Raw genomic sequence first — 20,416 nt, forward strand, 5'->3', positions numbered from 1 at the left:
AAGAAGTCAGAGCATGGGGTCGCCCTGAAAGCCCGTGTCCGCTTTTCGGCATCATGCTCTAAGCGACGCCTTTTCCCGGCGGTCCACCCTCGTCCCATTCCCGCGCCCAAATCAAAAAAAGCCAATTCAGAGGTGCAATGGTGAACGAAAGGCATGTGGTGGGCCGGGCAGGACTCGAACCTGCAACCAGACCGTTATGAGCGGCCGGCTCTAACCATTGAGCTACCGGCCCGGCGGCTTGGAAGATCCGTCTCAATGTGACGACAGGTCGGCCGGGGATGCGGCATTACACCTTTTTTGCGCCGCGAAGCAATGGCCCGCGCCGCTGAAGCATGTCAAAAAGAGAGTTTTCGATCTTACGTAGTGATGTCGGGGCGCAGCCGCAGGGCAAACGAACCGCTCCGCACTGTACGGGTTGGCGCCCTCCCACGAGGCGTCGGAAAGGATAAATCGCTTCGACGCATGTCGCGCCCGACCGCCAAGGCGCTGGCGGAGCCCGCCGGCGGAGGAGCCGAAGCCACCTGGCGTCATCATGAGTGGGCGCAGCGCGCCATTGCCACGGTGACCGCCGCGGCGGCGCCTCAGCGCGGGGCGCGTTTGGCGAGAATCCGCTGCAGCGTCCGGCGATGCATATTGAGGCGGCGCGCCGTCTCCGAGACATTGCGGCCGCAAAGCTCATAGATCCGCTGGATGTGCTCCCAACGAACGCGATCGGCGGACATCGGATTTTCAGGCAGCTCCACCTTGTCGTTCTGGGTCGCGAGCAGCGCATGGTAGATTTCATCGGCGTCGGCGGGCTTGGCCAGATAATCGAAGGCGCCGAATTTCACCGCCGTGACGGCTGTGACGATATTGCCATAGCCCGTCAGGATGATGCCGCGGGCGTCTGGACGCTTCGTTTTCAAATCGACGATGACGTCAAGGCCATTGCCGTCGCCAAGCCGCATGTCGATCACGGCGAAGGCAGGCGGGCTTTGGGCAATCGCCTCCAGACCTTCGGCGACGGACCCCGCCGTCCTCACAACAAAGCCGCGGCTCTCCATGCTGCGCGTTAGACGCGCCAGGAAGGGCTTGTCGTCGTCAACGATAAGAAGGGAGCGATCCTGCCCGATGGCGGCAAGCTCGGGAGCTTCCTCACTCAAGCTTCCACCCTGGATCGCTACGGGAGGTTCAGTTTTCATATCAACCTATCTCAACCAGTCTCTTGTCCAATCGCTGACGCCGCCGATCAGGAAAACGCTACTCATACATGCTGCGACAAAACGGCGTCACACTAGCCTTATTTAAAGTTAATTTCCACTTTTGAAAGATAATCGGAGAAAGCGGATGGGAGAGCGCTGCGCGGCCGGACAGCCTGCGAAAATCAACAGCGTCGTCAGCCGAGTGCGCGCTCCGGCGGAGCAGCCGGCAGCTTGGCCCCCCGCTCGAACTGCGCCCTTTGCCAGAGAATCGATATGCGGGCGCCGCTCTTTGGAGGGGGCAGGTTGGCGCAGGAAACAGTCGCGCCCGACCGCTCCAGCAATGTCTTGGCGATGAACAAACCAAGTCCCAGGCCCGAGCCTTCCTCGGATTTGGCGCGCCGGTCTGTTTTCGTCGTCACATAGGGCGCGCCGATGCGGCTCGCGACGTCGGGGGAAAACCCCGGGCCGTCGTCCTCGATGATCAGCTTGACGAAATTCGCATCCCACCGCGCGATGATGCGCACTTCCGAGGCTGCGAAATCGATGGCGTTTTCGATCAGATTGCCAAGCCCGTACAATATGGCGGGGTTACGCCGGGATACGGGCTGCCGTCCCTCGCCGTCTTCGACGATGGTGATTTTGACGCCGAAATCGCGTTGCGGGACCACGACCTCCTCAAGGAGCAGACTGACGGTCATCTCGTCGAGAATATTGCCGTCGTCGCCGCCAAGCGAGGTGAGTTTCCCGAGGATGGTTCGGCAGCGGGCGACTTCCTGGGTCAGCAGGGCGACGTCTTCGGCAATGGGGCCGGCGGAAGGCAGCTGCTTTTCGAGATCCCGGACGACCAGCGTCACCGTGGCGAGCGGGGTGCCGAGTTCATGCGCCGCCGCCGCCGCGAGGCCGTCCAGTTGAGACAGATGCTGTTCGCGGGCGAGGACGCGTTCCGTCGCCGCCAGGGCGTCGGCGAGCTTGCGCCCTTCGAGCGCGACCAGCGAGGCATAGATTGCGATGAAGACGGCGCTCACCACATGCGCCGTCCAGAGGCCGGTGGCGTAAACCAGCGGAAGCTGCAGGGAGGCGCCGGGGAACCAGGGCAGGGGATAATGCGTCGCCGTCAAGAGCGAGGCGGCGGCGATCGTCAACGCTGTCAGCATCATCGTGATCCAGCCGGAAAGCGATACGGCGGACACCATGACCGGCGCAAGAAAGAGCATCGAAAAAGGGTTTTCAATGCCTCCGGTCAAGTAAAGCAGGGCGGTCAGCTGGATAATATCGTAGGCGAGGATTGCCGCGGCGGGCCGTTCGTCGAGCTGATTGACGCGTCCGTAACGAACCCGCAGCGCGACGTTCAGCAAAGCCGAAACGGCGACGACAAGAAGGCATGGCCCGATCGGAAGCGAAAACCCCAGCACGTCATAAGTGAACAGAATCGCCGCCGCCTGGCCGAGAAGGGCGAGCCAGCGCAACTGGACGAGCGTGTGGACATGCAGGCGCCGCGAGCCGCGGCCAAGATCAAAATCGGAAAAATCAGCCATCGGCGAAGCTTTAATCGAGCCGGACGACTGTGCAAGCTGCTTTGTGCAAAACGTCCAGATGGGTCTTGCCCGCGGCGCATATGCGGCTCAAAAAAGGAGCCCCTTGGTGGAGGCTCGTGACCTACTACTTAGGTATTAGAAGCTAATTTCGAATAACATTGCGCCGCCTCGTACGTTAGGCTGCTTAAACTTAGGCCTGAGCTGTGCAATGGCGGATCGGATTCGTATTGAATGGAAGCCGAATCGTGTGATTCTAGTCACAGAACGACAGAAAATGCAGTGGTATTGCGCATTTCGAACTATTAAATGAGGAAAGTGTTCTTCGACGTGGTATTTCGCCTTCCAAGGCCCAGGAAGCTTGATAATTGCGGACGAGATGAGGATCCATTTTGATTTTGATGCATTGACCGGTCTGCCGGGAAAGAGGGTGGGATATGCCTCCGTTCACTTACGAATTGCATGAAATCTCTCACCTCGCACTCGCGCCTGCTCGAGCGATTTCGGATATTGCTCAGCTCTGGCTGAAGAGCCCTGTCAATTTCCTGTCCTATACCCATGTCGGCAAGAACATGGTCGCGACGGTCGAACTCTTTGAACGCATGACGCGCCGCTACGGAAAGCCGGCGTTCGGCCTGTCGAGCACGATTGTCGGCGGCAAACGCGCGCCAGTGGTTGAAAACATCGTTTGGCGGCGCCCGTTCTGCCGGCTGATCCATTTCGAGCGGCAGCTGGAAGGCAATCAGGGGGAGCCGCAACCAAAGCTCCTGATCGTTGCGCCGATGTCTGGCCACCATTCCACCCTGCTGCGCGGAACCGTCGAGGCTTTTTTGCCTTTTTATGACGTCTACATCACCGATTGGGCCGACGCCCGACTGATGCCGATGTCCGCCGGCCGTTTCGACTTGGATGATTATATTGATTACCTGATTTCCATCTGCGAGCACTTGAGCAAGGAGAAGGACGGCGTTGCTCTGCATACGCTCGGCGTGTGCCAGCCGGCGGCGCCCTTGTTCGCCGCTGTGGCGCTGATGGAGGCGGAGGATAATCCTCACGTTCCAGCTTCGATGACCTTGATGGGCGGCCCGATCGATACGCGGCGCAGCCCGACCAAAGTCAATCTTCTGGCGCAGGAGCGCGGCAGCGCGTGGTTCCAGCATCATTGCATCAGCACCGTGCCGCTCGGATATCACGGCGCCGGCCGCGAGGTTTATCCAGGTTTTCTGCAACTTGCCGGCTTCATGGCGATGAATATCGATCGCCACGTCAACGCCCATATCGACCTGTTCAGCCACCTTGTCGAAGGCGACGGGGATTCTGCCGATAAGCATCGCGAATTTTACGATGAATATTTGTCGGTCATGGATCTGACCGCCGAATTCTATCTGCAAACCGTCGACACAGTGTTCGTGAAGCACGCCTTGCCAAAAGGCGAGATGACTCATCACGGCGCGAAGGTTGACTTCGCCGCCATCCACAGAGTGGCGCTCATGACAGTCGAAGGCGAGAACGACGATATTTCCGGAGCTGGCCAAACCCTGGCCGCGCATGATCTCTGCTATAACCTTCCAGCATCCATGAAGGCTGATTATCTGCAGGAAAAGGTCGGCCATTACGGGGTCTTCAACGGATCGCGTTTCCGCAACCAGATCGTCCCGCGAATTCTGGATTTTCACGCCAACGGCAAGCGTTCGGTGCGTAATCTGTCTTTGGTCGAACGCATCTGACGCGAAGGTCGAGGGGCGCCCTTGATCGCAACTTGCCGCTAGCGACTCATGCAGCATCCAGCTAGGCTTGCGGCCATGCTGCGTCTGCTCCGAAAGGATGTCCCTCCGGCGAAGGGGGCTGACTTCATTGATGTCTCGCATAGCGGCGAGACATACCGGATTAGCATCAAGCGCACGGCCTTGGCTCGGCGTTTCACGTTGCGCGTCCGGACGGCGACGCGCGACGTGATGCTGACCCTGCCGGCGCGCGCCAGCATCAAAGAGGCAAAATCCTTCGCCGAGCGCCACGCGCCCTGGATTGGCGCGAAATTGCGCAGGCTGCCGGAGAAAATCCGTTTCGAGCCCGGAGGCGTTGTGCCCTTGCGCGGTGTTTTCCACAGGATCGCTCTGCGGCCGGGCCCGCGCGGAACCGGCGCGGTGACCGCCGCCCACGAAGAGCGGGGATCTGGCGCTGAAACAGGGGCCGAGCGAATTCTTTATGTCAGCGGCGAGGCCTCCTTCACACCGCGGCGCGTGCAGGAGTTTCTGATTCGCGAGGCGAGGCGCGACATCGAGACGGCGGTCGCGCGTCACGCGGAAAGGCTCAACGTCAAGCCGCGCAAGATCACCTTGCGCGATACCAGCAGTCGGTGGGGGTCTTGCTCAGCGTCCGGCGCGCTGAACTTTTCGTGGCGCCTCATTCTGGCGCCGTCTTTTGTGCTCGATTATCTGGCGGCGCATGAAGTCGCGCATCTCGTCCATATGAATCATTCGGCGGCCTTCTGGGCGGTCGTCGGACGGCTGTCGCCGGATGTCGAGGCCGCCGAATCCTGGCTGAAAGCCAACGGCGCCGGTTTGCTTCGATTCGGCGCCGGCAAAAGCGGCGCCGACTGAGGCGTCAGGATTCTTCAGTAGTATCTGCGCCGAACGACGACCCCGCCGCCGTAGGGGCCATAATGGCGCCGCACGACAACGCCGCCGCGTGGATAATAGGCCGGCCCTCGCCGCACCACGACGCCGCCGCGCGCGCCAGCGCAGCCGGCGCGATAGGGACCACGCGCGCAGACATAGGCGTCGGCCTTCGTCGATGAGAAGATCGCAGCGCTCACGGCAATGAGAGCGGCGGCGGAAACAAGGAGCGCCTTCTTCATATGATTTGTCCTGGCTGGGCCGGTTGATGCGAATTGATGGCGTTTGGATCTGCGACGCGAGCCGGCTGAATAGAGCTCGGTCCGAAACATTGGCGGCGGGCTCAGCGGCGACCGAACTGGCTGGATCGGCCGGCTGACGATGAAATTACAGCACAATCCGCCGCGAATGGATAGCTTGGCGGTTCGGATCCGTCGCAGGGGACGAAAGAGTCGGAAAACTCAACTGCGTGCAGGCGGCTTGCGCCTTTGCGCGATGATCGCGAGCCTCGGGCAGAAGCGCGGAGCCTTAGCGTGCGGACCAGTCCGGGAATGATCATCCAAAACAAAACCAGCGGCCGTGAGGCCGCTGGCAAAACCCATTCAAGCCGACCGAAGCGCGAACGTCCGGCTGCACTGCCCCGCGCCCTAGGAAGTGTGGACAGTTACCTGAGCCATATGACGGTTGCGGCGATTGCGACGATGGCGAGATAGTGTTTTGCGGTCTTCTCGAAGCGCGTTGCGACGCGCCTGAATTGCTTCAGCCTTGAAAAGCAACATTCGATCAGGTGGCGTTGAGCGTAGAGATCCTTGTCGAGCGGGTATTTGAGGGCGCGCGAGGGGTTGTTCGGGATCACCGCCTCCGCCCCTTTTCGCGCGATGGTCTGACGCAGCTTTTCGCTGTCATAGGCGGTGTCGGCCATAACGACATCAGCGGGCAGGTCTTCGATCAGCGCCTCGGCCTGCGGGGCATCCCCTTTCTGGCCGGCCGTGAGGATGAAGCGGACCGGACAGCCCAGGCCGCGCACGGCCATGTGGATCTTGGTGCTCAAGCCGCCGCGTGAACGGCCAAGGGCCTGATCTTCAGACCCCCCTTTTTGGCCCCGGCAGCATGCTGGTGGGCGCGGATGATGGTGGAGTCAACGATCAGATATTCAAAGTCCGGGTCGTCCGACATGGCTTCGAAGATGCGCCACCAGACGCCCTTGTGGCTCCAGCGGCTGAACCGGCGGAAGACGCTGTTCCAGTCGCCGAAGGCTTCGGGCAGGTCGCGCCAGGGCGAACCGGTCCGCACGATCCACAAGACCGCCTCGACGAACATGCGGTTGTCACGGCCCGAAGAACCGCGCGTGCGCTCGTCCCCGATGATGTGGGCCGATATCCGCTCCCACTGATCGTCGCGAAGAATCAGGCGGTCCAGAACACCCATGGCTGTCTCCAAAAGACAGCCATGAATCACACCTCAAGACCCTTGGGAATCCCAAGAGTCCACACTTCCTAAGCGGCGCGCAGCTTTTGCCCTCAGGCGGCGCCGGCCTGCTTCTTGAGGATCTCTCGCTTGACGGCGAGGGCGCCGGTCGAAAGTTCGGCGTCGTCGGCCTTGACGAGGAACGCGTCGAGGCCGCCGCGATGTTCGACCGACCGCAGGGCCGCAGCGGCGACGCGAAAGCGGAGCTTGCGCTGCAACACGTCCGAGATCAGCGTGACGTTGCAAAGGTTCGGCAGGAAACGCGTCCGCGTCTTATGGTTCGAATGGCTGACCAGATTGCCGGTTTGTACGGCCTTGCCGGTCAAATCGCAGCGGCGGGACATCTTGCTTCCTCTTCAAATTCAAAACGTGGCGCTCTCGGCGGCCCTTGAGCGCAACCTCAGGGGAATCGAGCGCATCCTGAACAATGCAGCATGTGAAGGCGCAGGACATAGAGCGCCCAACGCCTCGCGTCAAGGTCGGAACTCGGCATAAGTCGCCGCCGCGACGATGTCGCGGGCCGCTTTAAGGTTAAAGCACCTTTAACCGCCTCTTGCTAATTTGCTCTTCGTTCGCCGGAAGGCGGACGAAGGCGAGGCTCTCGGCAGGCGGCGGTAAAGCGGATGCGAACGACAACCAGCATGACGGCGCTCGACCTGATCCCCGAATCGCTGCGCGCTTTCGCAGCGCGCCGGGGGGCGGAGCTCGCTGGGCTTTGCCTCATCGCCGGAACGATCGCCCTCATCCTCGCGCTCCTGTCCTGGTCCGTCGAAGACCCGAGCTTCAATCACGCCACCTCCGGCCCGGTCCATAATCTGCTCGGATCGACCGGCGCGGTCGCCGCCGACCTGCTGATGCAGATGCTCGGCCTCGGCGTGATCGCTTTTCTGATTCCGGTTGGCCTCTGGGGCTGGCGCCTGCTCACGGCGCGGCGGCTCGAACGCATAACGAGCCGCCTCGTGCTTTGGATCGCCGGCGGCGCGCTCGCGGCGGCTGTCGCCTCGCTGCTCCCGGTCACGGCGCGATGGCCGCTGCCGACAGGCCTTGGCGGCGTCATCGGCGACGCGCTTCTGGCGATTCCGAAAAGGCTGATGGCCGGCTTCGCCCCTGGTCTGCTTTTGCTTGGCCTTGGCCTGACCGCTGGAGCGATTCTCGCGCTCTCCGCCAGCGTCGGCCTTCGCGATCAGTTCGACGATCTCGACGAAGACGAGGACGAGGATGCGCGTCCCGTCCGGCGCCGGGCCGACGCCGAGGACGACGACTCGGGCGGTCCAGGCTTTGCGCTGGTCGCGCTTGGCGCTCTCATTCACGCTTTTCTCAGCCTCAAGGCGGTGCTCGCGCGCCAGATCGCGCGCCGCCGGGCGGCCCGCGTCACAGCGCCAACTCCGGCTCCCTGGCAGACCGCGCCGCAGTTTTCGCCGCGCGACTTTGATCCTCCATTGCAAGGTTTCGAGCCCCTCGTGGAATCCGATCAGCCCTTCGATTTCGGAGCGGCGCCGCTCACCTGGCCGGAGCAGGGGATTGCCGAACCGCGCTTTGACGCGACCGCCTATGCGCCGCCGGCGACGCGCGCCGCCGCCCGCCAGAAAAGCGAAGCCGGCGAAAAGCCCAGATCAGCGGCCGGCCCCGAAGCCGCCGCGCCGGCGCGCCGCATCGTCGCCCCGCCGCCGGCGCCGGTCCGGCCGGGACAGCGCGCCCAGAAAGAAGCCCATCCGTCTTTGAAGGACCGATTCGGGCGCAACGACTATGTCCTGCCGCCGCTGAATATGCTCGCCGAGCCGAAGAAGCTCGTCAGCAATCAGGTCTCCGAGGACGCGCTGGGTCAGAACGCGCGCCTGCTCGAGGGCGTGCTGGAGGATTTCGGCGTCAAGGGCGAGATCATCAACGTGCGTCCCGGGCCCGTCGTGACGCTCTACGAACTGGAGCCGGCGCCCGGCATCAAATCCTCCCGCGTGATCGGACTTGCCGATGACATCGCCCGTTCGATGTCGGCGATCTCCGCCCGCGTCGCCGTGGTGCAAGGCCGCAACGCTATTGGCATCGAATTGCCCAATCAGCGCCGCGAAACCGTTTTCCTGCGCGAATTATTGGGTTCGGAGGATTTCGAGAAGTCAAAACATCGGCTCGCCATAGCCCTTGGCAAGACGATCGGCGGCGAGCCGATCATCGTCGATCTCGCCCGCATGCCGCATCTTCTCGTCGCGGGCACCACCGGGTCGGGCAAATCAGTCGCCATCAACACCATGATTCTCTCGCTGCTGTACCGGCTTCGGCCGGAGGAGTGCCGACTCATCATGGTCGATCCGAAAATGCTCGAATTGTCAGTCTATGACGGCATTCCGCATCTTTTGACGCCGGTCGTCACCGATCCCAAAAAGGCTGTCGTCGCGCTGAAATGGGCGGTCCGCGAAATGGAGGACCGCTACAAGAAAATGTCGAAGCTCGGCGTGCGCAACATCGAGGGATTTAATGCGCGCGTGGTTGAGGCTTCGGCCAAGGGCGAAACTCTGATGCGCACGGTGCAGACGGGCTATGACCGGGAGACCGGCGAGGCGATCTATGAGCATGAGCCCATGGATCTGTCGCCGCTGCCTTTCATCGTCGTCATCGTCGACGAGATGGCCGACCTCATGATGGTCGCCGGCAAGGACATCGAAGGGGCCATTCAGCGCCTCGCCCAGATGGCGCGCGCGGCGGGCATTCATCTCATCATGGCGACCCAAAGGCCCTCGGTCGACGTCATCACCGGCACCATCAAGGCGAATTTCCCGACCCGCATTTCCTTTCAGGTCACTTCCAAGATCGACAGCCGCACCATTCTCGGCGAGCAGGGCGCCGAGCAGCTGCTCGGCCAGGGCGACATGCTCTACATGGCCGGCGGCGGCCGCATCTCCCGCGTGCATGGGCCTTTCGTCGCCGACGGCGAAGTCGAGAAAGTCGTCGCCCATCTCAAAAGCCAGGGCCAGCCGGAATATCTCGAGGCGATCACTTCAGAGGATGATGTCGGCGACGCCGAAGATGGCGGCAGCGCTTCCCCCGGCAGCATGGACGCCGAAGAGTCGGGCGACCTCTACGACCGCGCCGTCGCGATCGTGCTGCGCGACCGCAAATGCTCGACAAGCTACATTCAGCGCCGTCTTTCGGTGGGCTACAACAAGGCCGCCTCTCTGGTCGAGCGGATGGAGCAGGAAGGCGTCGTCGGCGCCCCCAATCATTCCGGCAAGCGCGCCATTCTTGTCGGCGGCGGGATCGACCGCGGCGCTTTCGACCTCGCGGCGGAGGGGTGATTTTCGGCGGCCTTTATGGCTCGCGAAGGCTCCCCCTGGGCGCTTATGGGCGGCCGCCCGAAAGTCATCGGCTGGTTCACCGCCTCGCGTCCAGCGCTCGCGAAAGATCGCCGATAAGGTCCGCCTCATCTTCGAGGCCAACCGAGAGCCGCAGAAGATTGTCCTTGATCCCGGCGCAGGAGCGCGCTTCGGGCGTCATGCTCACATGCGTCATGGTGGCTGGATGCGCGATGAGGCTTTCGACGCCGCCGAGGGATTCCGCCAGGGTGAAGATCTCGACCGTCTCGACGAGACGGCGCACCGCCTCGACTCCGCCGCTGATTTCGAAGCTGAGCATGGCGCCAAAGCCGCTTTGCTGCGCTTTGGCGACGCCATGCGAAGGGTGCGAGGGAAGTCCCGGATAATGCACCGCCTCGACTGAGGGATGCTGCTGCAGGAAGGAAGCGATCGCGCCCGCCGTTTTCTGCTGGCGCTCGATGCGGGCAAACAGAGTCCGAACGCCGCGCAACGTGAGATAAGCGTCAAAGGCCGAACCCGTGACGCCGGTGATGTTGGCCCAGCTTTTCATTTCCTCGACGTCGTCCGCATGCGCGCAGATCACAGCGCCGCCGACGACATCGGAATGGCCGTTAAGGAATTTTGTCATCGAATGAATGACATAATCGGCGCCGAAGGTGAGCGGCCGTTGCAGGGCAGGCGACAGGAATGTGTTGTCGACGGCGACTTTCGCGCCGACCTCCTTTGCGCGGCCGCACAGAAGGCGAAGATCCGTGACGCGCATCAATGGATTGCTCGGCGTCTCGATCATCAGGAGTTTGGGGCGCCGGCCCAGGGCGGAGGCCAGCGCGTCCTCATTGGCAAGATCAATCAGTTCGAGCTTGAAATGACCTTTGTCGGCATGCGCGGTCAGCAGCCTCTGGGCGCCGGAATAGCAGTCATGCGGCGCGACGACGAGATCGCCGGCTTCAAGCGGCGCAAGCACCAGATTGATCGCGGCCATGCCGCTCGCCAGAGTGACGGCGCCAGCGCCGCCTTCGAGCTTCGCCAGCGTGTCGGCGAGGACGTCGCGGGTCGGATTGCCGGAGCGCGAATATTCATAGGCGCCGCCCTTCTCAAATCTTTCGAAAGCGAAGGTGCTCGAAAGATAGATCGGCGGCGTTACCGCTCCATAGGCGCTGTCTTCCGCGACGCCATTGGCCGCGGCGATGGTCTGGAGCGCTTTTTGTTTACTCATGGATGATTGTCCGCACAAAGCTTTAAGTCCCGGCTCATAGAACAGAGTCAAAAGCGGCGACGCAAGCGGCTGATCGTCTCGCAGGGCCCTCCGCCGCATAACCGCAAAGCTTGATTGTTCGGCGTCCCGGACGGAAAGTAGGCTTTCAATCGCGCCATCCGATTCGCAACGGGCCGGCCGGCCTGTTTCTTTTTGCCGCTGCCCGTTTGGGGCGCGCGCCCTTGGGCCGATGTCCTATTGACGCCATATCCGTTTTCTAAGCGTGATAATCAAATTGTGGCGACCCGGTCAAAAGTCGCAATCTCCAAGGAAGGTTTTATGAAGCGGACGGCAGGATTTGTTCTCGCATTCGTCGCTGGCGTGGCCGCCGTTGGGCTCGGCGCCGGACTGTCCCGCGCCGAACCCTCTCCGGTTATTCCGAAGCCGGTCAAACCTGTCGTCGCGCCTGCGCCCGCGCCAAAGCCCTTCGTCCCGATGGACCCCCAACTCGCGATCCAGAAGGCGAATGACTATTTCAACGCGGCGACGACAATGGTCGGCGATTTTGTCCAGATTGGCCCCGACGGAAAACGATCGGAAGGCAAAATCTACGTCCAGCGGCCGGGAAAACTTCGCTTTGAATACGCCGCCCCCGCAACGCTTGAGATTGTCGCGGACGGCCTGTCCGTCGCGGTTCATGACCGCAAGACGGCGACGAAAGACGTTTATTTCATCAGCCAGACGCCGCTCAAGTTTCTCCTCAAGGATCACATCGACCTTGCTCACGACGTGAAGGTCGTCAGCGTCGCGAGCGATCCGAGTTCTGTGATCATTCAGGTCGAGGATAATGCGACCTTTGGCGGGACGTCCGAAATCAAGCTGATTTTCGATCCTGCAAAGTTCACGCTGAAGCAATGGCAGGTGACCGACCCGCAAGGTTACGAAACAGTAATCTCTTTATTCAACATTGATTTGACCAAGAAACCAGACCCAAACATTTTCCAGCTGACCCAAGAGAGGTTGTCGAACACAAATAATTGAGGCGGAGCGTTCGGGCTTGAATCGCAAAACAGGCGGCTTATCTTCCTTTTATGTGAGCGATTAAGCCGATCGGACGTATTCCCCCCCGCTTCGTCTGATTCGACCTGCGCCGGCCCCCCCTCCCGGCAAAGCTTCGCTCCTAGGGCGTCCGGTCTCTGGCCGGGCGCCCTCTTTTTTGCACTCGCCTCGCGCAATTTCTGTGGGCTGCCCGCTGCGCCGCCTTGCGGCGCGAGCTTCAGCGTGATCAATCGCGGGCGGAGGTCACATGCGCCTGACGGTCGCTACCTGGAACATCAATTCGGTTCGCCTGCGGATCAATCTCGTCGCGCGTTTCCTCAAGGAGCATGCGCCCGACGTCCTGTGCCTCCAGGAAACCAAATGCCGCGACGCCGAGTTTCCGCTCGCTGACTTCCATAAGCTCGGCTATTCGCACGTCGTGATCAACGGCCAAAAAGGGTATCACGGCGTTGCGATCGCCTCGAAACTGCCCTTGACCGACGCTGACCGCCGCGGTTTCTGCGATAAGGGGGACGCGAGGCACGTCGCCGTGACGTTAACGCCCGCCGCCCATAAACCGGTCAGGCTCCACAATTTTTATGTGCCCGCCGGCGGCGATGAGCCTGACCCCCTGATTAATCCCAAATTCGCCCACAAGCTGGCGTTCCTCGACGAACTGGTCGCCTGGATGAGCGCCGATGGGGTCGCGAACACGGACGCGATCATGGTCGGCGATCTCAATATCGCGCCGCTCGAGGCCGACGTCTGGAGCCACAAGGCGCTGCTGCGCGTCGTCAGCCATACGCCGATCGAAGTTGAGAAGCTTGGTCTCGTCCTGCGGGCAGGGCCGTGGGTCGACGCCATGCGGCGCTATGTGCCGGCCGATGAGAAGCTCTACACCTGGTGGAGTTATCGCGCACGGGACTGGGCTGAGTCCAACAGGGGGCGCCGGCTCGATCACGTGTGGGTTAGCGAAAGCCTGGCTCCGCGCCTCGGCGGCATGCGGGTGTTAAGCGAAAGTCGCGGCTGGGAGCGCCCCTCCGACCATGTGCCCGTGCTGGTCCACCTTGACTATTAAGGCCCGACGCAGCAAAGCCGCAGACTTTCCGGTCCCGCATCATAAGTCGAAACAATGGCTTAAAAAGCAGGACGCTGAGCAGTTATTCGCCTTCGGATCGAGCGGCCTCGGCGGGCTCCGGCCCGTCTCCCCAAACGGCCGCGAGTTCGGCTGTAAACCCGGTGAGCCGCGCCGCCAGCGATTGTTGCAGCCGCTCCGCGCTGGATGGATATTCGCTGAGGATGCGGCGAAAGAGCTGCTGCGAGATGCGCAGGACGCTCGAGGGTTCGCGCGCGATCGCCGTCGCAGGCCGCTTCGTCTGCGTCAAAAGCGCAAGTTCGCCGATCAGGGCGGGCGGCCGCACGATCCGCGCCGTCGCCACGCCATGATCTGACGGATCGAGCGCGACCGAGCCGGTAAGCAAAGCGAATCCGCCATTGGACACGTCATCGCGGCGGAACAGAATATCCCCCGCGCGCAAAATGCGGGTTTCGGCGGAGAAGGCGAGAAGCCGCAGCGCTTCGGGGCCGAGCGCCGCGAAAATCCCGTTGCGCGCAAGCTTGGCGACGTCGTCCTCCAAAGCCATGGCGATGCTTTCCTCGAGGCGGCGTTGGCTCGGCGATCAGGGGAGCAGCTTGTAGCCGCCGGCTTCAGTGATGAGCAGTTGCGCCTTGGCGGGATCGCGCTCGATCTTTTGCCGCAGGCGGTAAATATGGGTTTCGAGCGTATGCGTCGTGACGTTGGAGTTATAGCCCCAGACTTCGCGCAGCAGCACTTCCCGGACGACGACGCTCTGTCCCGCCCGGTAAAGGAAGCGCAGGATCGCGGTCTCTTTCTCCGTAAGGCGGAGCTTTTCGCCCTTTTCGCTGATCAACAGCTTCGCGCCCGGCTGGAAGGTATAGGGCCCGATCCGGAACAGCGCTTCCTCGTTGGTTTCGTGCTGGCGTAGATGCGCGCGCATGCGCGCAAGCAAAACGGCGAAGCGGAACGGCTTCGTGACATAATCATTGGCGCCCGAGTCGAGGCCCTGCACGGTGTCCCACTCGCTGTCGTGGCCGGTGAGCATAATGATCGGGTTTTTGAAGCCTTCCTCGCGCATGCGTTTGACCGCCTCGCGCCCATCCATATCCGGAAGGCCGACATCCATGATGATCAGGTCCGGCGTCTCCTGACGTGAAGCGGACAGCGCGCCCTCCGCCGAATCAGCGTGGACCGCCGAGAATTCTTCGTGCAGGGACAGTTGTTCGGCCAAGGCGGCGCGCAAATCGGCGTCATCGTCCGCGATCAAGATTTTCAGAACCTGCGTCATGGACTCGTCCTTGGTTGATCTTGCATCCTCACGTCCTGCATAACCTGTCGAAGGCAATTGACGCGCCGTGATTCGGTCAGATCCAGACGCCATAGTAACAAGCCTTCTCGGAAAAGGCTCATTTGCATTCTGTGCTCCACAAGCGCCAAATCTGGCTTGCACAAATCAGCGTCTGGCAAAAGCATAGTCTTCTATGAAATCTCTTGCAAAAGACTTGAGAAATCCCTTGCGGACAACCTCAAGCGCACCCTCTCCAGCCCGTCATCAACTTAAGCGTTGCCTTGATCGCCTGACGGCGACCCGCGTTCCCGGGCAAACCCCTCCCATCGGCAGGCTGCATGCTGGCTCCCTGGTTCTGCGCTGCGCCATCGGAGGCGGCGGCGTCAGACGCGACAAGCGGGAGGGCGATCGCGCAAGTCCGGCTGGAAGCTGGCGTCTCCTCTCAGCTTTCTATCGCTCAGAAAAACTACACATCAGGCCGTCGTCTCTGCCCATGCGGCCAATCCGCAAAGATATGGGCTGGTGCGATGATCCCGACAGCGGGCTGTATAATCGACCGATTGTGGCGCCTTTCCGGCAATCTCATGAAAAGTTGTGGCGCGCCGATCACCTCTACGACATCGTGATTGTGCTCGACTACAATATTATGCCGCGACGAAAGAGGCGCGGCAGCGCCATTTTCCTGCATTGCGCGCGTCCTGGCTTTGCCCCGACCGAGGGCTGCGTCGCCCTTGCCGCCGATGATTTCCGCCGGCTTCTGCCGCGCCTGTCGCAGCGGACGGTGCTGACCATCAGGTGACTCGTTAAACCCCGTCCTTCTCAATTTTTAGGCCTTGCGCCAAAAATGGCGCTGCCGACGCGCACATGCGTGGCGCCGAGTTGAATGGCGAGCTCGAAATCGGCGCTCATGCCCATTGAGAGCTCTTTGAGCCCATTGCGCGCGGCGATCTGGTTCAGCATGGCAAAGTGCGGCGAGGCCTGATCATCGACGGGGGGAATGCACATCAGCCCCGCAACGCCGAGACCGAACTCGCCCCGGCAGCGCGCGATGAAGCTGTCGGCCTCCCCCGGCAAAATCCCCGCCTTTTGCGGCTCCGCTCCCGTATTGACCTGAATATAGAGCCTTGGATGGCGTCCGGTCTTCTGGATTTCGACCGCCAGCGCCTTGGCGATCTTGTCTCGATCGACCGTCTCGATGACGTCGAACAGCATCACCGCCTCATGCGCCTTGTTCGATTGCAGCGGGCCGATGAGGTGAAGCTCAACCCCGGAATAGGCCTGCCGCAGCGGCAACCATTTTTCCACCGCCTCCTGCACGCGATTTTCGCCGAACACTCTTTGGCCTGCGGCAAGCAAGGGTTCGACCTCGGCGGCGGGAAAGGTTTTCGATACGCAGACCAGCGTGACGTCCTGCGGCCGGCGCCCGGCGTCCCTTGCTGCGCGAGCGATCGCCTCGCGCACCTCTTCAAGCCGATCCAGCGGGTTTTCCGATTTCTTCACGGCTTTTTGCAAACCTCTTGCCTTTCAGTCAGACTAAAGACGCGCATTTTGAAGCGCGCCCAATTAAATGAGAGCGGGGCCTCGGCCGCGCAAGGCGGAACCTTTGCAAGGCAATTGACCCCGCGCGCCAAATAATGCTGTGTGCCAGCCAATCAAACGTATTCTTCAAGACTCTAAGCGACAATCGGACAGCATGGACTTCGAGCGCTATAACGCCCGCGAAACTGAACCCAAATGGCGCAAGATTTGGGAAGAATCGGCGACCTTCCGGACCGATAACGCCGATCCGCGCCCAAAATATTATGTGCTCGAGATGTTTCCCTATCCGTCGGGACGCATCCACATGGGCCACGTCCGCAATTACACGATGGGCGATGTCATCGCCCGGTACAAGCGCGCGCGCGGCTTTAGCGTTCTTCACCCGATGGGCTGGGACGCGTTCGGCATGCCGGCCGAAAACGCGGCCATGCAGAACAAGAGCCATCCGGCGGCCTGGACTTACGCCAATATCGCGAGCATGCGCGCGCAATTGCAGTCGATGGGGCTCTCGCTCGACTGGTCGCGCGAAATAGCAACCTGCGATCCCGGCTACTACAAGCATCAGCAGAAAATGTTCCTCGACTTTCTGGCCGCTGGTCTCGTCGACCGGAAGCAGTCGAAGGTCAATTGGGATCCTGTCGACCACACCGTTCTCGCCAATGAGCAGGTCATTGACGGGCGCGGCTGGCGCTCCGGCGCTCTCGTCGAACAGCGCGAACTGACGCAATGGTTTTTCAAGATCAGCGATTACGCCGAGGATCTGCTGCTCTCCCTCGACGGGATGAAGCGCTGGCCCGACAAAGTGCGGCTGATGCAGGCGAACTGGATCGGCCGCTCCGAGGGCCTGCTGGTGCGCTTCGAGCTTGAGCCGACCTTGAGCGTGCGCGAGAGCGAGGTTGAGGTCTACACGACGCGGCCGGATACGCTGTTCGGGGCGAAGTTCATCGCCATCGCGCCGGACCATCCGCTCGCCGCCGACTGCGCCAGGGCCGACCCCGCGCTCTCCGCTTTCATCATCGAATGCCGGCAAAGGGGAACCTCGCTCGCCGCGATCGAGACGGCTGAAAAGAAAGGCTATGACACCGGCCTCAAGGCGCGGCATCCTTTTGACGAAAACTGGCTGCTGCCGGTCTATGTCGCCAATTTCGTGCTGATGGATTACGGGACGGGAGCGATCTTCGGCTGTCCCGCGCATGATCAGCGCGACCTCGATTTCGCCAACGCCTATGGCCTTGGCAATACGCCGGTGATTTGTCCGCCCGGCGCCGATCCGCGGAGCTTTGTCGTCGCAGACGTCGCCTATGACGGCGACGGCGTGCTGATCAATTCGCGTTTTCTCGACGGCATGGACGTCGAAGCTGCGAAAGAGGAGGTCGCGCGGCTTCTCGAGGCGAGCACGATCGGAAACCGGCCACAGGCGAAGCGCCAGGTCAATTACCGGCTGCGTGACTGGGGCATTTCGCGCCAGCGCTATTGGGGCTGCCCGATTCCGATCATCCATTGCGAGGAGCACGGGGCGGTTCCCGTTCCGGCCGCGGACCTGCCGGTTGAACTGCCGGCTGACGTCACCTTTGATCAGCCCGGCAATCCTCTCGACCGCCATCCGACCTGGAAACATGTCACATGTCCCATCTGCCGCGCCCCGGCCCGGCGCGAGACGGACACGATGGACACTTTCGTCGATTCTTCCTGGTATTTTGCGCGCTTCACCGATCCCTGGAACGAGGCCGCGCCGACGAGCCTTGAAATGATCGAGAAGTGGTTGCCGGTCGATCAATATATCGGCGGCATCGAACATGCGATCCTGCATCTGCTTTACGCCCGCTTCTTTACGCGCGCCATGCAGGCGACCGGCCATGTCGGCGCATTGAAGGAGCCTTTCGCCGGCCTCTTCACGCAGGGCATGGTGGTGCATGAGACCTACCGCTCGAAGGAGGGCGAGTGGGTCTCGCCGGCCGAGATCCGGCTGGAGGCCGCCGCTTACGGGCGCAAAGCGTTCCGTCTCGACGATGGCGAAGAGATCGTCATCGGCGCGATCGAGAAAATGTCGAAGTCAAAGCGCAACACGGTCGATCCCGACGAGATCATTTCCACCTTCGGCGCCGACACCGCGCGCTGGTTCGTTCTCTCCGACTCGCCGCCCGAGCGCGACGTCATCTGGACGGAGGAGGGGGTGCAGGGCGCCGGCAAATTCGTCCAGCGTCTGTGGCGGCTCGTCGGCGAGCTGATTTTCCTCGGCGGAGAAGCTTCCGCCGCGCCGGCCGAATTCTCGCCGGCCGCGGCGGCGATCCGCAGGGCGGCGCACGGCGCGCTCATCAAGGTCGAAGAGGATATCGAGCGGCTGCGCTTCAACCGCGCCATCGCTCAGGTGCATGACCTTGCCAACAGGCTCGGCGCGGCCGTCGGCGCGATCGACAGCGAGATTGTCGCGCCGGATCTGCGCTACGCCTTCCGTGAGGCGGCCGAAATTCTGGTTCCGTTATTTGCCCCGATGATGCCGCATCTCGCCGAAGAATGCTGGTCGCGGCTCGGCCGTGAAGGACTGGTTTCCGAAGCCGCGTGGCCGGTCGCCGACAGGGCGCTGGTTGTCGAAGAGACGATGGAGCTGCCGGTGCAGGTCAATGGAAAGAAGCGCGCCGATCTCGTCATCGACCGCGCCGCCGACAATCCGGCGATTGAGGCCGCGGCCCTGGCCCTGGAGGCGGTTCAGCGCGCGCTTGAAGGCCGGCCCGTCAAGAAAATCATCATCGTTCCGCAAAGGATCGTGAATGTCGTCGCATAAACCTATGGTTCGCCAGCATTTTTCGCGCGGAGCGGCGCTTGCCTTCGCCGCGGTGGCGAGCTTTTCCCTGGCCGGCTGCCTTCAGCCGCTTTATGGCTCGCTTGGGGGCGCCGGCGACGTCGCCGGCCGATTGCAGACGATCAAGATCTCGCCGATCCCTGATCGCCTCGGCCATTATCTCGAAAACGAGCTGCATTTCGGGTTGAACGGGACGGGCGCGCCCATCGATCCGAAATATGTGCTGAAGATCAGCGTGCGGGAAAGCGTGCAATCGCCCCTCATCGACACTGTGACTGGCTATCCGACCTCCGGCACCGTCGTGGTCACGGCCGATTACACGCTGACGCCGCTCGAAGGGGGCGATCCGGTCACCAAGGGCACGGCGACCGTGGTCGCAAGTTACGATCGCAACTCGCAACGTTTCGCCAATATCCGCGCCTCGCGCGATGCCGAAATCCGCGACGCGCGCATGCTCGCGGAGCAGATCCGCACCAATATCGCCGCCTCTTTCGCCGAAAAGGGGTAGGCCGGTCCGCCGCGAGCGATGAGCGGCTCAGCTTGAGGAGAAGCCGGCAAATTGGTCGCAATCAAAACCTACGAGGCCGACAAATTTCTCGCGCGCCCGGCGCCGCACATATATATCTATCTGGTCTTTGGCCCTGATTTCGGTCTCGTCGCCGAGCGCGCCCGCGCTATCGTCCAGCACGCGGTGGATGATCCAAAGGACCCCTTCCAATTGCTGCGCATCAGCGGGGACGACATTGCCGCCGATCCGCTGCGCCTGGCCGACGAAGCCAACACGATAGGGCTGTTCGGCGGCCGGCGCGCGATCTGGATCGAGGCGCAGGGAAAGACCTTCGTCACCGCCATCGAGCCCCTGATCGCCGCACCGCCGCAGGATTGCACGATCATTATCGAGGCCGGCGCCCTGAAGAAGGACGCGCCCCTGCGGCGGCTTTGCGAACGCGAGAAAAACGCCGCGGCGATCGAATGCTATCCGGATTCGGCGAAGGATGTCGCCCTTCTCATCGAAGCGGAGGCCGCGGCCGCCGGACTGAGGATCTCGCCGGAGGCCCGGATATTGCTCGTTTCGCTGCTCGGCCAGGATCGGCTGGCGACCCGCTCGGAACTCGCCAAGCTCGTTCTATACGCGCGGGGAGCCGGAGAAATCGGTCTCGATCATGTCGAAGCGATCGTCTCGGACGCGTCGAGCCTGATGCTGGATCATGCCGTCAACGACGCCTTCCACGGTGATTTCGCCGCGCTTGAGACCGGCGCGCGCAAGGCGTTCGCGCAGGCCGTTGACGTCAACCAGCTGCTCGGCGCAGCGCTCCGCCACGCCTTGACGCTTCGCCGGGCGCGGCTCGACGTCGAAGCGGGGATGGGGGCCGGGGAG

18 protein-coding genes and 1 tRNA gene are annotated in these 20,416 nt (G+C 62.1%); 9 read left to right on the forward strand and 10 right to left on the reverse strand.

All coding sequences use genetic code 11. From position 1 onward, the window contains the following. Positions 1–156: 156 nt before the first annotated feature. The 3 genes from MPC4_RS11565 to MPC4_RS11575 form a co-directional block, all read right to left on the reverse strand. Positions 157–232 (reverse strand) — tRNA-Ile (locus MPC4_RS11565). A 349-nt stretch (positions 233–581) separates the two neighbouring features. Further along, positions 582–1,181 (reverse strand): ActR/PrrA/RegA family redox response regulator transcription factor, encoded by a 600-nt coding sequence (locus tag MPC4_RS11570; RefSeq protein WP_174512646.1) that lies wholly within the window; start codon positions 1,179–1,181, stop codon positions 582–584. 194 nt (positions 1,182–1,375) lie between these two features. After that, a complete protein-coding gene (locus MPC4_RS11575; protein WP_174512647.1) occupies positions 1,376–2,716 on the reverse strand; it encodes an ActS/PrrB/RegB family redox-sensitive histidine kinase in 1,341 nt (446 codons plus the stop codon). A 434-nt stretch (positions 2,717–3,150) separates the two neighbouring features. On the opposite strand from MPC4_RS11575, the gene MPC4_RS11580 reads away from it, so the two are divergent. After that, entirely contained in the window at positions 3,151–4,440 is a 1,290-nt protein-coding gene (locus MPC4_RS11580) for a polyhydroxyalkanoate depolymerase (RefSeq protein ID WP_174512648.1), read from the forward strand. Between the two features lie 75 nt (positions 4,441–4,515). Next, entirely contained in the window at positions 4,516–5,313 is a 798-nt protein-coding gene (locus MPC4_RS11585; RefSeq protein WP_174512649.1) for a M48 family metallopeptidase, read from the forward strand. 14 nt (positions 5,314–5,327) lie between these two features. Here the strand turns inward: MPC4_RS11585 and MPC4_RS11590 are convergent, their stop codons facing one another. The 3 genes from MPC4_RS11590 to rpmB form a co-directional block, all read right to left on the reverse strand. Continuing rightward, positions 5,328–5,570: a hypothetical protein gene (locus MPC4_RS11590; RefSeq protein ID WP_174512617.1), complete on the reverse strand. Its 243-nt coding sequence runs from the start codon at positions 5,568–5,570 to the stop codon at positions 5,328–5,330. A 422-nt stretch (positions 5,571–5,992) separates the two neighbouring features. Then, positions 5,993–6,756, reverse strand: a protein-coding gene (locus MPC4_RS11595; RefSeq protein WP_174512650.1) for an IS5 family transposase whose coding sequence is annotated in 2 segments (ribosomal slippage) — positions 5,993–6,418 and positions 6,421–6,756 — 762 coding nt in all. Because the reading frame shifts where the segments join, the coding sequence is not laid out codon by codon here. A 92-nt stretch (positions 6,757–6,848) separates the two neighbouring features. Continuing rightward, the gene (rpmB, locus tag MPC4_RS11600) at positions 6,849–7,139 is read right to left on the reverse strand and encodes a 50S ribosomal protein L28 (RefSeq protein ID WP_134486442.1); all 291 of its coding nucleotides are present in this window, start codon (positions 7,137–7,139) and stop codon (positions 6,849–6,851) included. A gap of 279 nt (positions 7,140–7,418) precedes the next feature. Here rpmB and MPC4_RS11605 point away from each other — a divergent pair, with 279 nt between their 5' ends. Next, positions 7,419–10,082, forward strand: a complete 2,664-nt coding sequence (locus MPC4_RS11605; protein WP_174512651.1) for a DNA translocase FtsK — start codon at positions 7,419–7,421, stop codon at positions 10,080–10,082. 76 nt (positions 10,083–10,158) lie between these two features. Here the strand turns inward: MPC4_RS11605 and metB are convergent, their stop codons facing one another. Next, positions 10,159–11,316, reverse strand: a complete 1,158-nt coding sequence (gene metB, locus MPC4_RS11610; RefSeq protein ID WP_174512652.1) for a cystathionine gamma-synthase — start codon at positions 11,314–11,316, stop codon at positions 10,159–10,161. A 318-nt stretch (positions 11,317–11,634) separates the two neighbouring features. On the opposite strand from metB, the gene MPC4_RS11615 reads away from it, so the two are divergent. Both MPC4_RS11615 and xth read left to right on the forward strand, forming a co-directional pair. Continuing rightward, positions 11,635–12,336 (forward strand): outer-membrane lipoprotein carrier protein LolA, encoded by a 702-nt coding sequence (locus MPC4_RS11615; RefSeq protein WP_134486446.1) that lies wholly within the window; start codon positions 11,635–11,637, stop codon positions 12,334–12,336. Positions 12,337–12,601: 265 nt separating this feature from the next. Further along, on the forward strand, positions 12,602–13,411 hold the full coding sequence (gene xth / locus MPC4_RS11620; RefSeq protein WP_174512653.1) for an exodeoxyribonuclease III: 810 nt from the start codon (positions 12,602–12,604) through the stop codon (positions 13,409–13,411). An 82-nt stretch (positions 13,412–13,493) separates the two neighbouring features. Here the strand turns inward: xth and MPC4_RS11625 are convergent, their stop codons facing one another. Continuing rightward, entirely contained in the window at positions 13,494–13,976 is a 483-nt protein-coding gene (locus tag MPC4_RS11625) for a cyclic nucleotide-binding domain-containing protein (RefSeq protein ID WP_134486450.1), read from the reverse strand. A gap of 36 nt (positions 13,977–14,012) precedes the next feature. After that, entirely contained in the window at positions 14,013–14,699 is a 687-nt protein-coding gene (locus MPC4_RS11630) for a response regulator transcription factor (RefSeq protein ID WP_134486452.1), read from the reverse strand. Positions 14,700–14,892: 193 nt separating this feature from the next. Here MPC4_RS11630 and MPC4_RS11635 point away from each other — a divergent pair, with 193 nt between their 5' ends. Further along, positions 14,893–15,498: a L,D-transpeptidase family protein gene (locus tag MPC4_RS11635; protein WP_174512654.1), complete on the forward strand. Its 606-nt coding sequence runs from the start codon at positions 14,893–14,895 to the stop codon at positions 15,496–15,498. Positions 15,499–15,518: 20 nt separating this feature from the next. Here the strand turns inward: MPC4_RS11635 and MPC4_RS11640 are convergent, their stop codons facing one another. Continuing rightward, positions 15,519–16,211 (reverse strand): YggS family pyridoxal phosphate-dependent enzyme, encoded by a 693-nt coding sequence (locus MPC4_RS11640; RefSeq protein ID WP_174512655.1) that lies wholly within the window; start codon positions 16,209–16,211, stop codon positions 15,519–15,521. A gap of 181 nt (positions 16,212–16,392) precedes the next feature. Here MPC4_RS11640 and leuS point away from each other — a divergent pair, with 181 nt between their 5' ends. From leuS to holA, 3 genes are all read left to right on the forward strand, one after another. Next, entirely contained in the window at positions 16,393–19,020 is a 2,628-nt protein-coding gene (leuS, locus tag MPC4_RS11645) for a leucine--tRNA ligase (RefSeq protein WP_174512656.1), read from the forward strand. Then, a complete protein-coding gene (lptE, locus tag MPC4_RS11650) occupies positions 19,007–19,546 on the forward strand; it encodes an LPS assembly lipoprotein LptE (protein WP_244628970.1) in 540 nt (179 codons plus the stop codon). The genes leuS and lptE overlap by 14 nt, the downstream gene beginning before the upstream one ends. A gap of 51 nt (positions 19,547–19,597) precedes the next feature. Further along, on the forward strand, positions 19,598–20,416 hold an 819-nt coding region (gene holA / locus MPC4_RS11655), incomplete at its 3' end, for a DNA polymerase III subunit delta (RefSeq protein WP_174512657.1).

The sequence above is a fragment of the Methylocella tundrae genome, from assembly GCF_901905185.1.
GTDB lineage: Bacteria > Pseudomonadota > Alphaproteobacteria > Rhizobiales > Beijerinckiaceae > Methylocapsa > Methylocapsa tundrae.

What these genes read in the sequence shown, in the direction of transcription:
- MPC4_RS11570 (WP_174512646.1), bottom strand. Translation starts at nt 1,181, where the DNA reads ATGAAAACTGAACCTCCCGTAGCGATCCAGGGTGGAAGCTTGAGTGAG.
- MPC4_RS11575 (WP_174512647.1), bottom strand. Translation starts at nt 2,716, where the DNA reads ATGGCTGATTTTTCCGATTTTGATCTTGGCCGCGGCTCGCGGCGCCTG.
- MPC4_RS11580 (WP_174512648.1), top strand. Translation starts at nt 3,151, where the DNA reads ATGCCTCCGTTCACTTACGAATTGCATGAAATCTCTCACCTCGCACTC.
- MPC4_RS11585 (WP_174512649.1), top strand. Translation starts at nt 4,516, where the DNA reads ATGCTGCGTCTGCTCCGAAAGGATGTCCCTCCGGCGAAGGGGGCTGAC.
- MPC4_RS11590 (WP_174512617.1), bottom strand. Translation starts at nt 5,570, where the DNA reads ATGAAGAAGGCGCTCCTTGTTTCCGCCGCCGCTCTCATTGCCGTGAGC.
- rpmB (WP_134486442.1), bottom strand. Translation starts at nt 7,139, where the DNA reads ATGTCCCGCCGCTGCGATTTGACCGGCAAGGCCGTACAAACCGGCAAT.
- MPC4_RS11605 (WP_174512651.1), top strand. Translation starts at nt 7,419, where the DNA reads ATGCGAACGACAACCAGCATGACGGCGCTCGACCTGATCCCCGAATCG.
- metB (WP_174512652.1), bottom strand. Translation starts at nt 11,316, where the DNA reads ATGAGTAAACAAAAAGCGCTCCAGACCATCGCCGCGGCCAATGGCGTC.
- MPC4_RS11615 (WP_134486446.1), top strand. Translation starts at nt 11,635, where the DNA reads ATGAAGCGGACGGCAGGATTTGTTCTCGCATTCGTCGCTGGCGTGGCC.
- xth (WP_174512653.1), top strand. Translation starts at nt 12,602, where the DNA reads ATGCGCCTGACGGTCGCTACCTGGAACATCAATTCGGTTCGCCTGCGG.
- MPC4_RS11625 (WP_134486450.1), bottom strand. Translation starts at nt 13,976, where the DNA reads ATGGCTTTGGAGGACGACGTCGCCAAGCTTGCGCGCAACGGGATTTTC.
- MPC4_RS11630 (WP_134486452.1), bottom strand. Translation starts at nt 14,699, where the DNA reads ATGACGCAGGTTCTGAAAATCTTGATCGCGGACGATGACGCCGATTTG.
- MPC4_RS11635 (WP_174512654.1), top strand. Translation starts at nt 14,893, where the DNA reads ATGAAATCTCTTGCAAAAGACTTGAGAAATCCCTTGCGGACAACCTCA.
- leuS (WP_174512656.1), top strand. Translation starts at nt 16,393, where the DNA reads ATGGACTTCGAGCGCTATAACGCCCGCGAAACTGAACCCAAATGGCGC.
- lptE (WP_244628970.1), top strand. Translation starts at nt 19,007, where the DNA reads ATGTCGTCGCATAAACCTATGGTTCGCCAGCATTTTTCGCGCGGAGCG.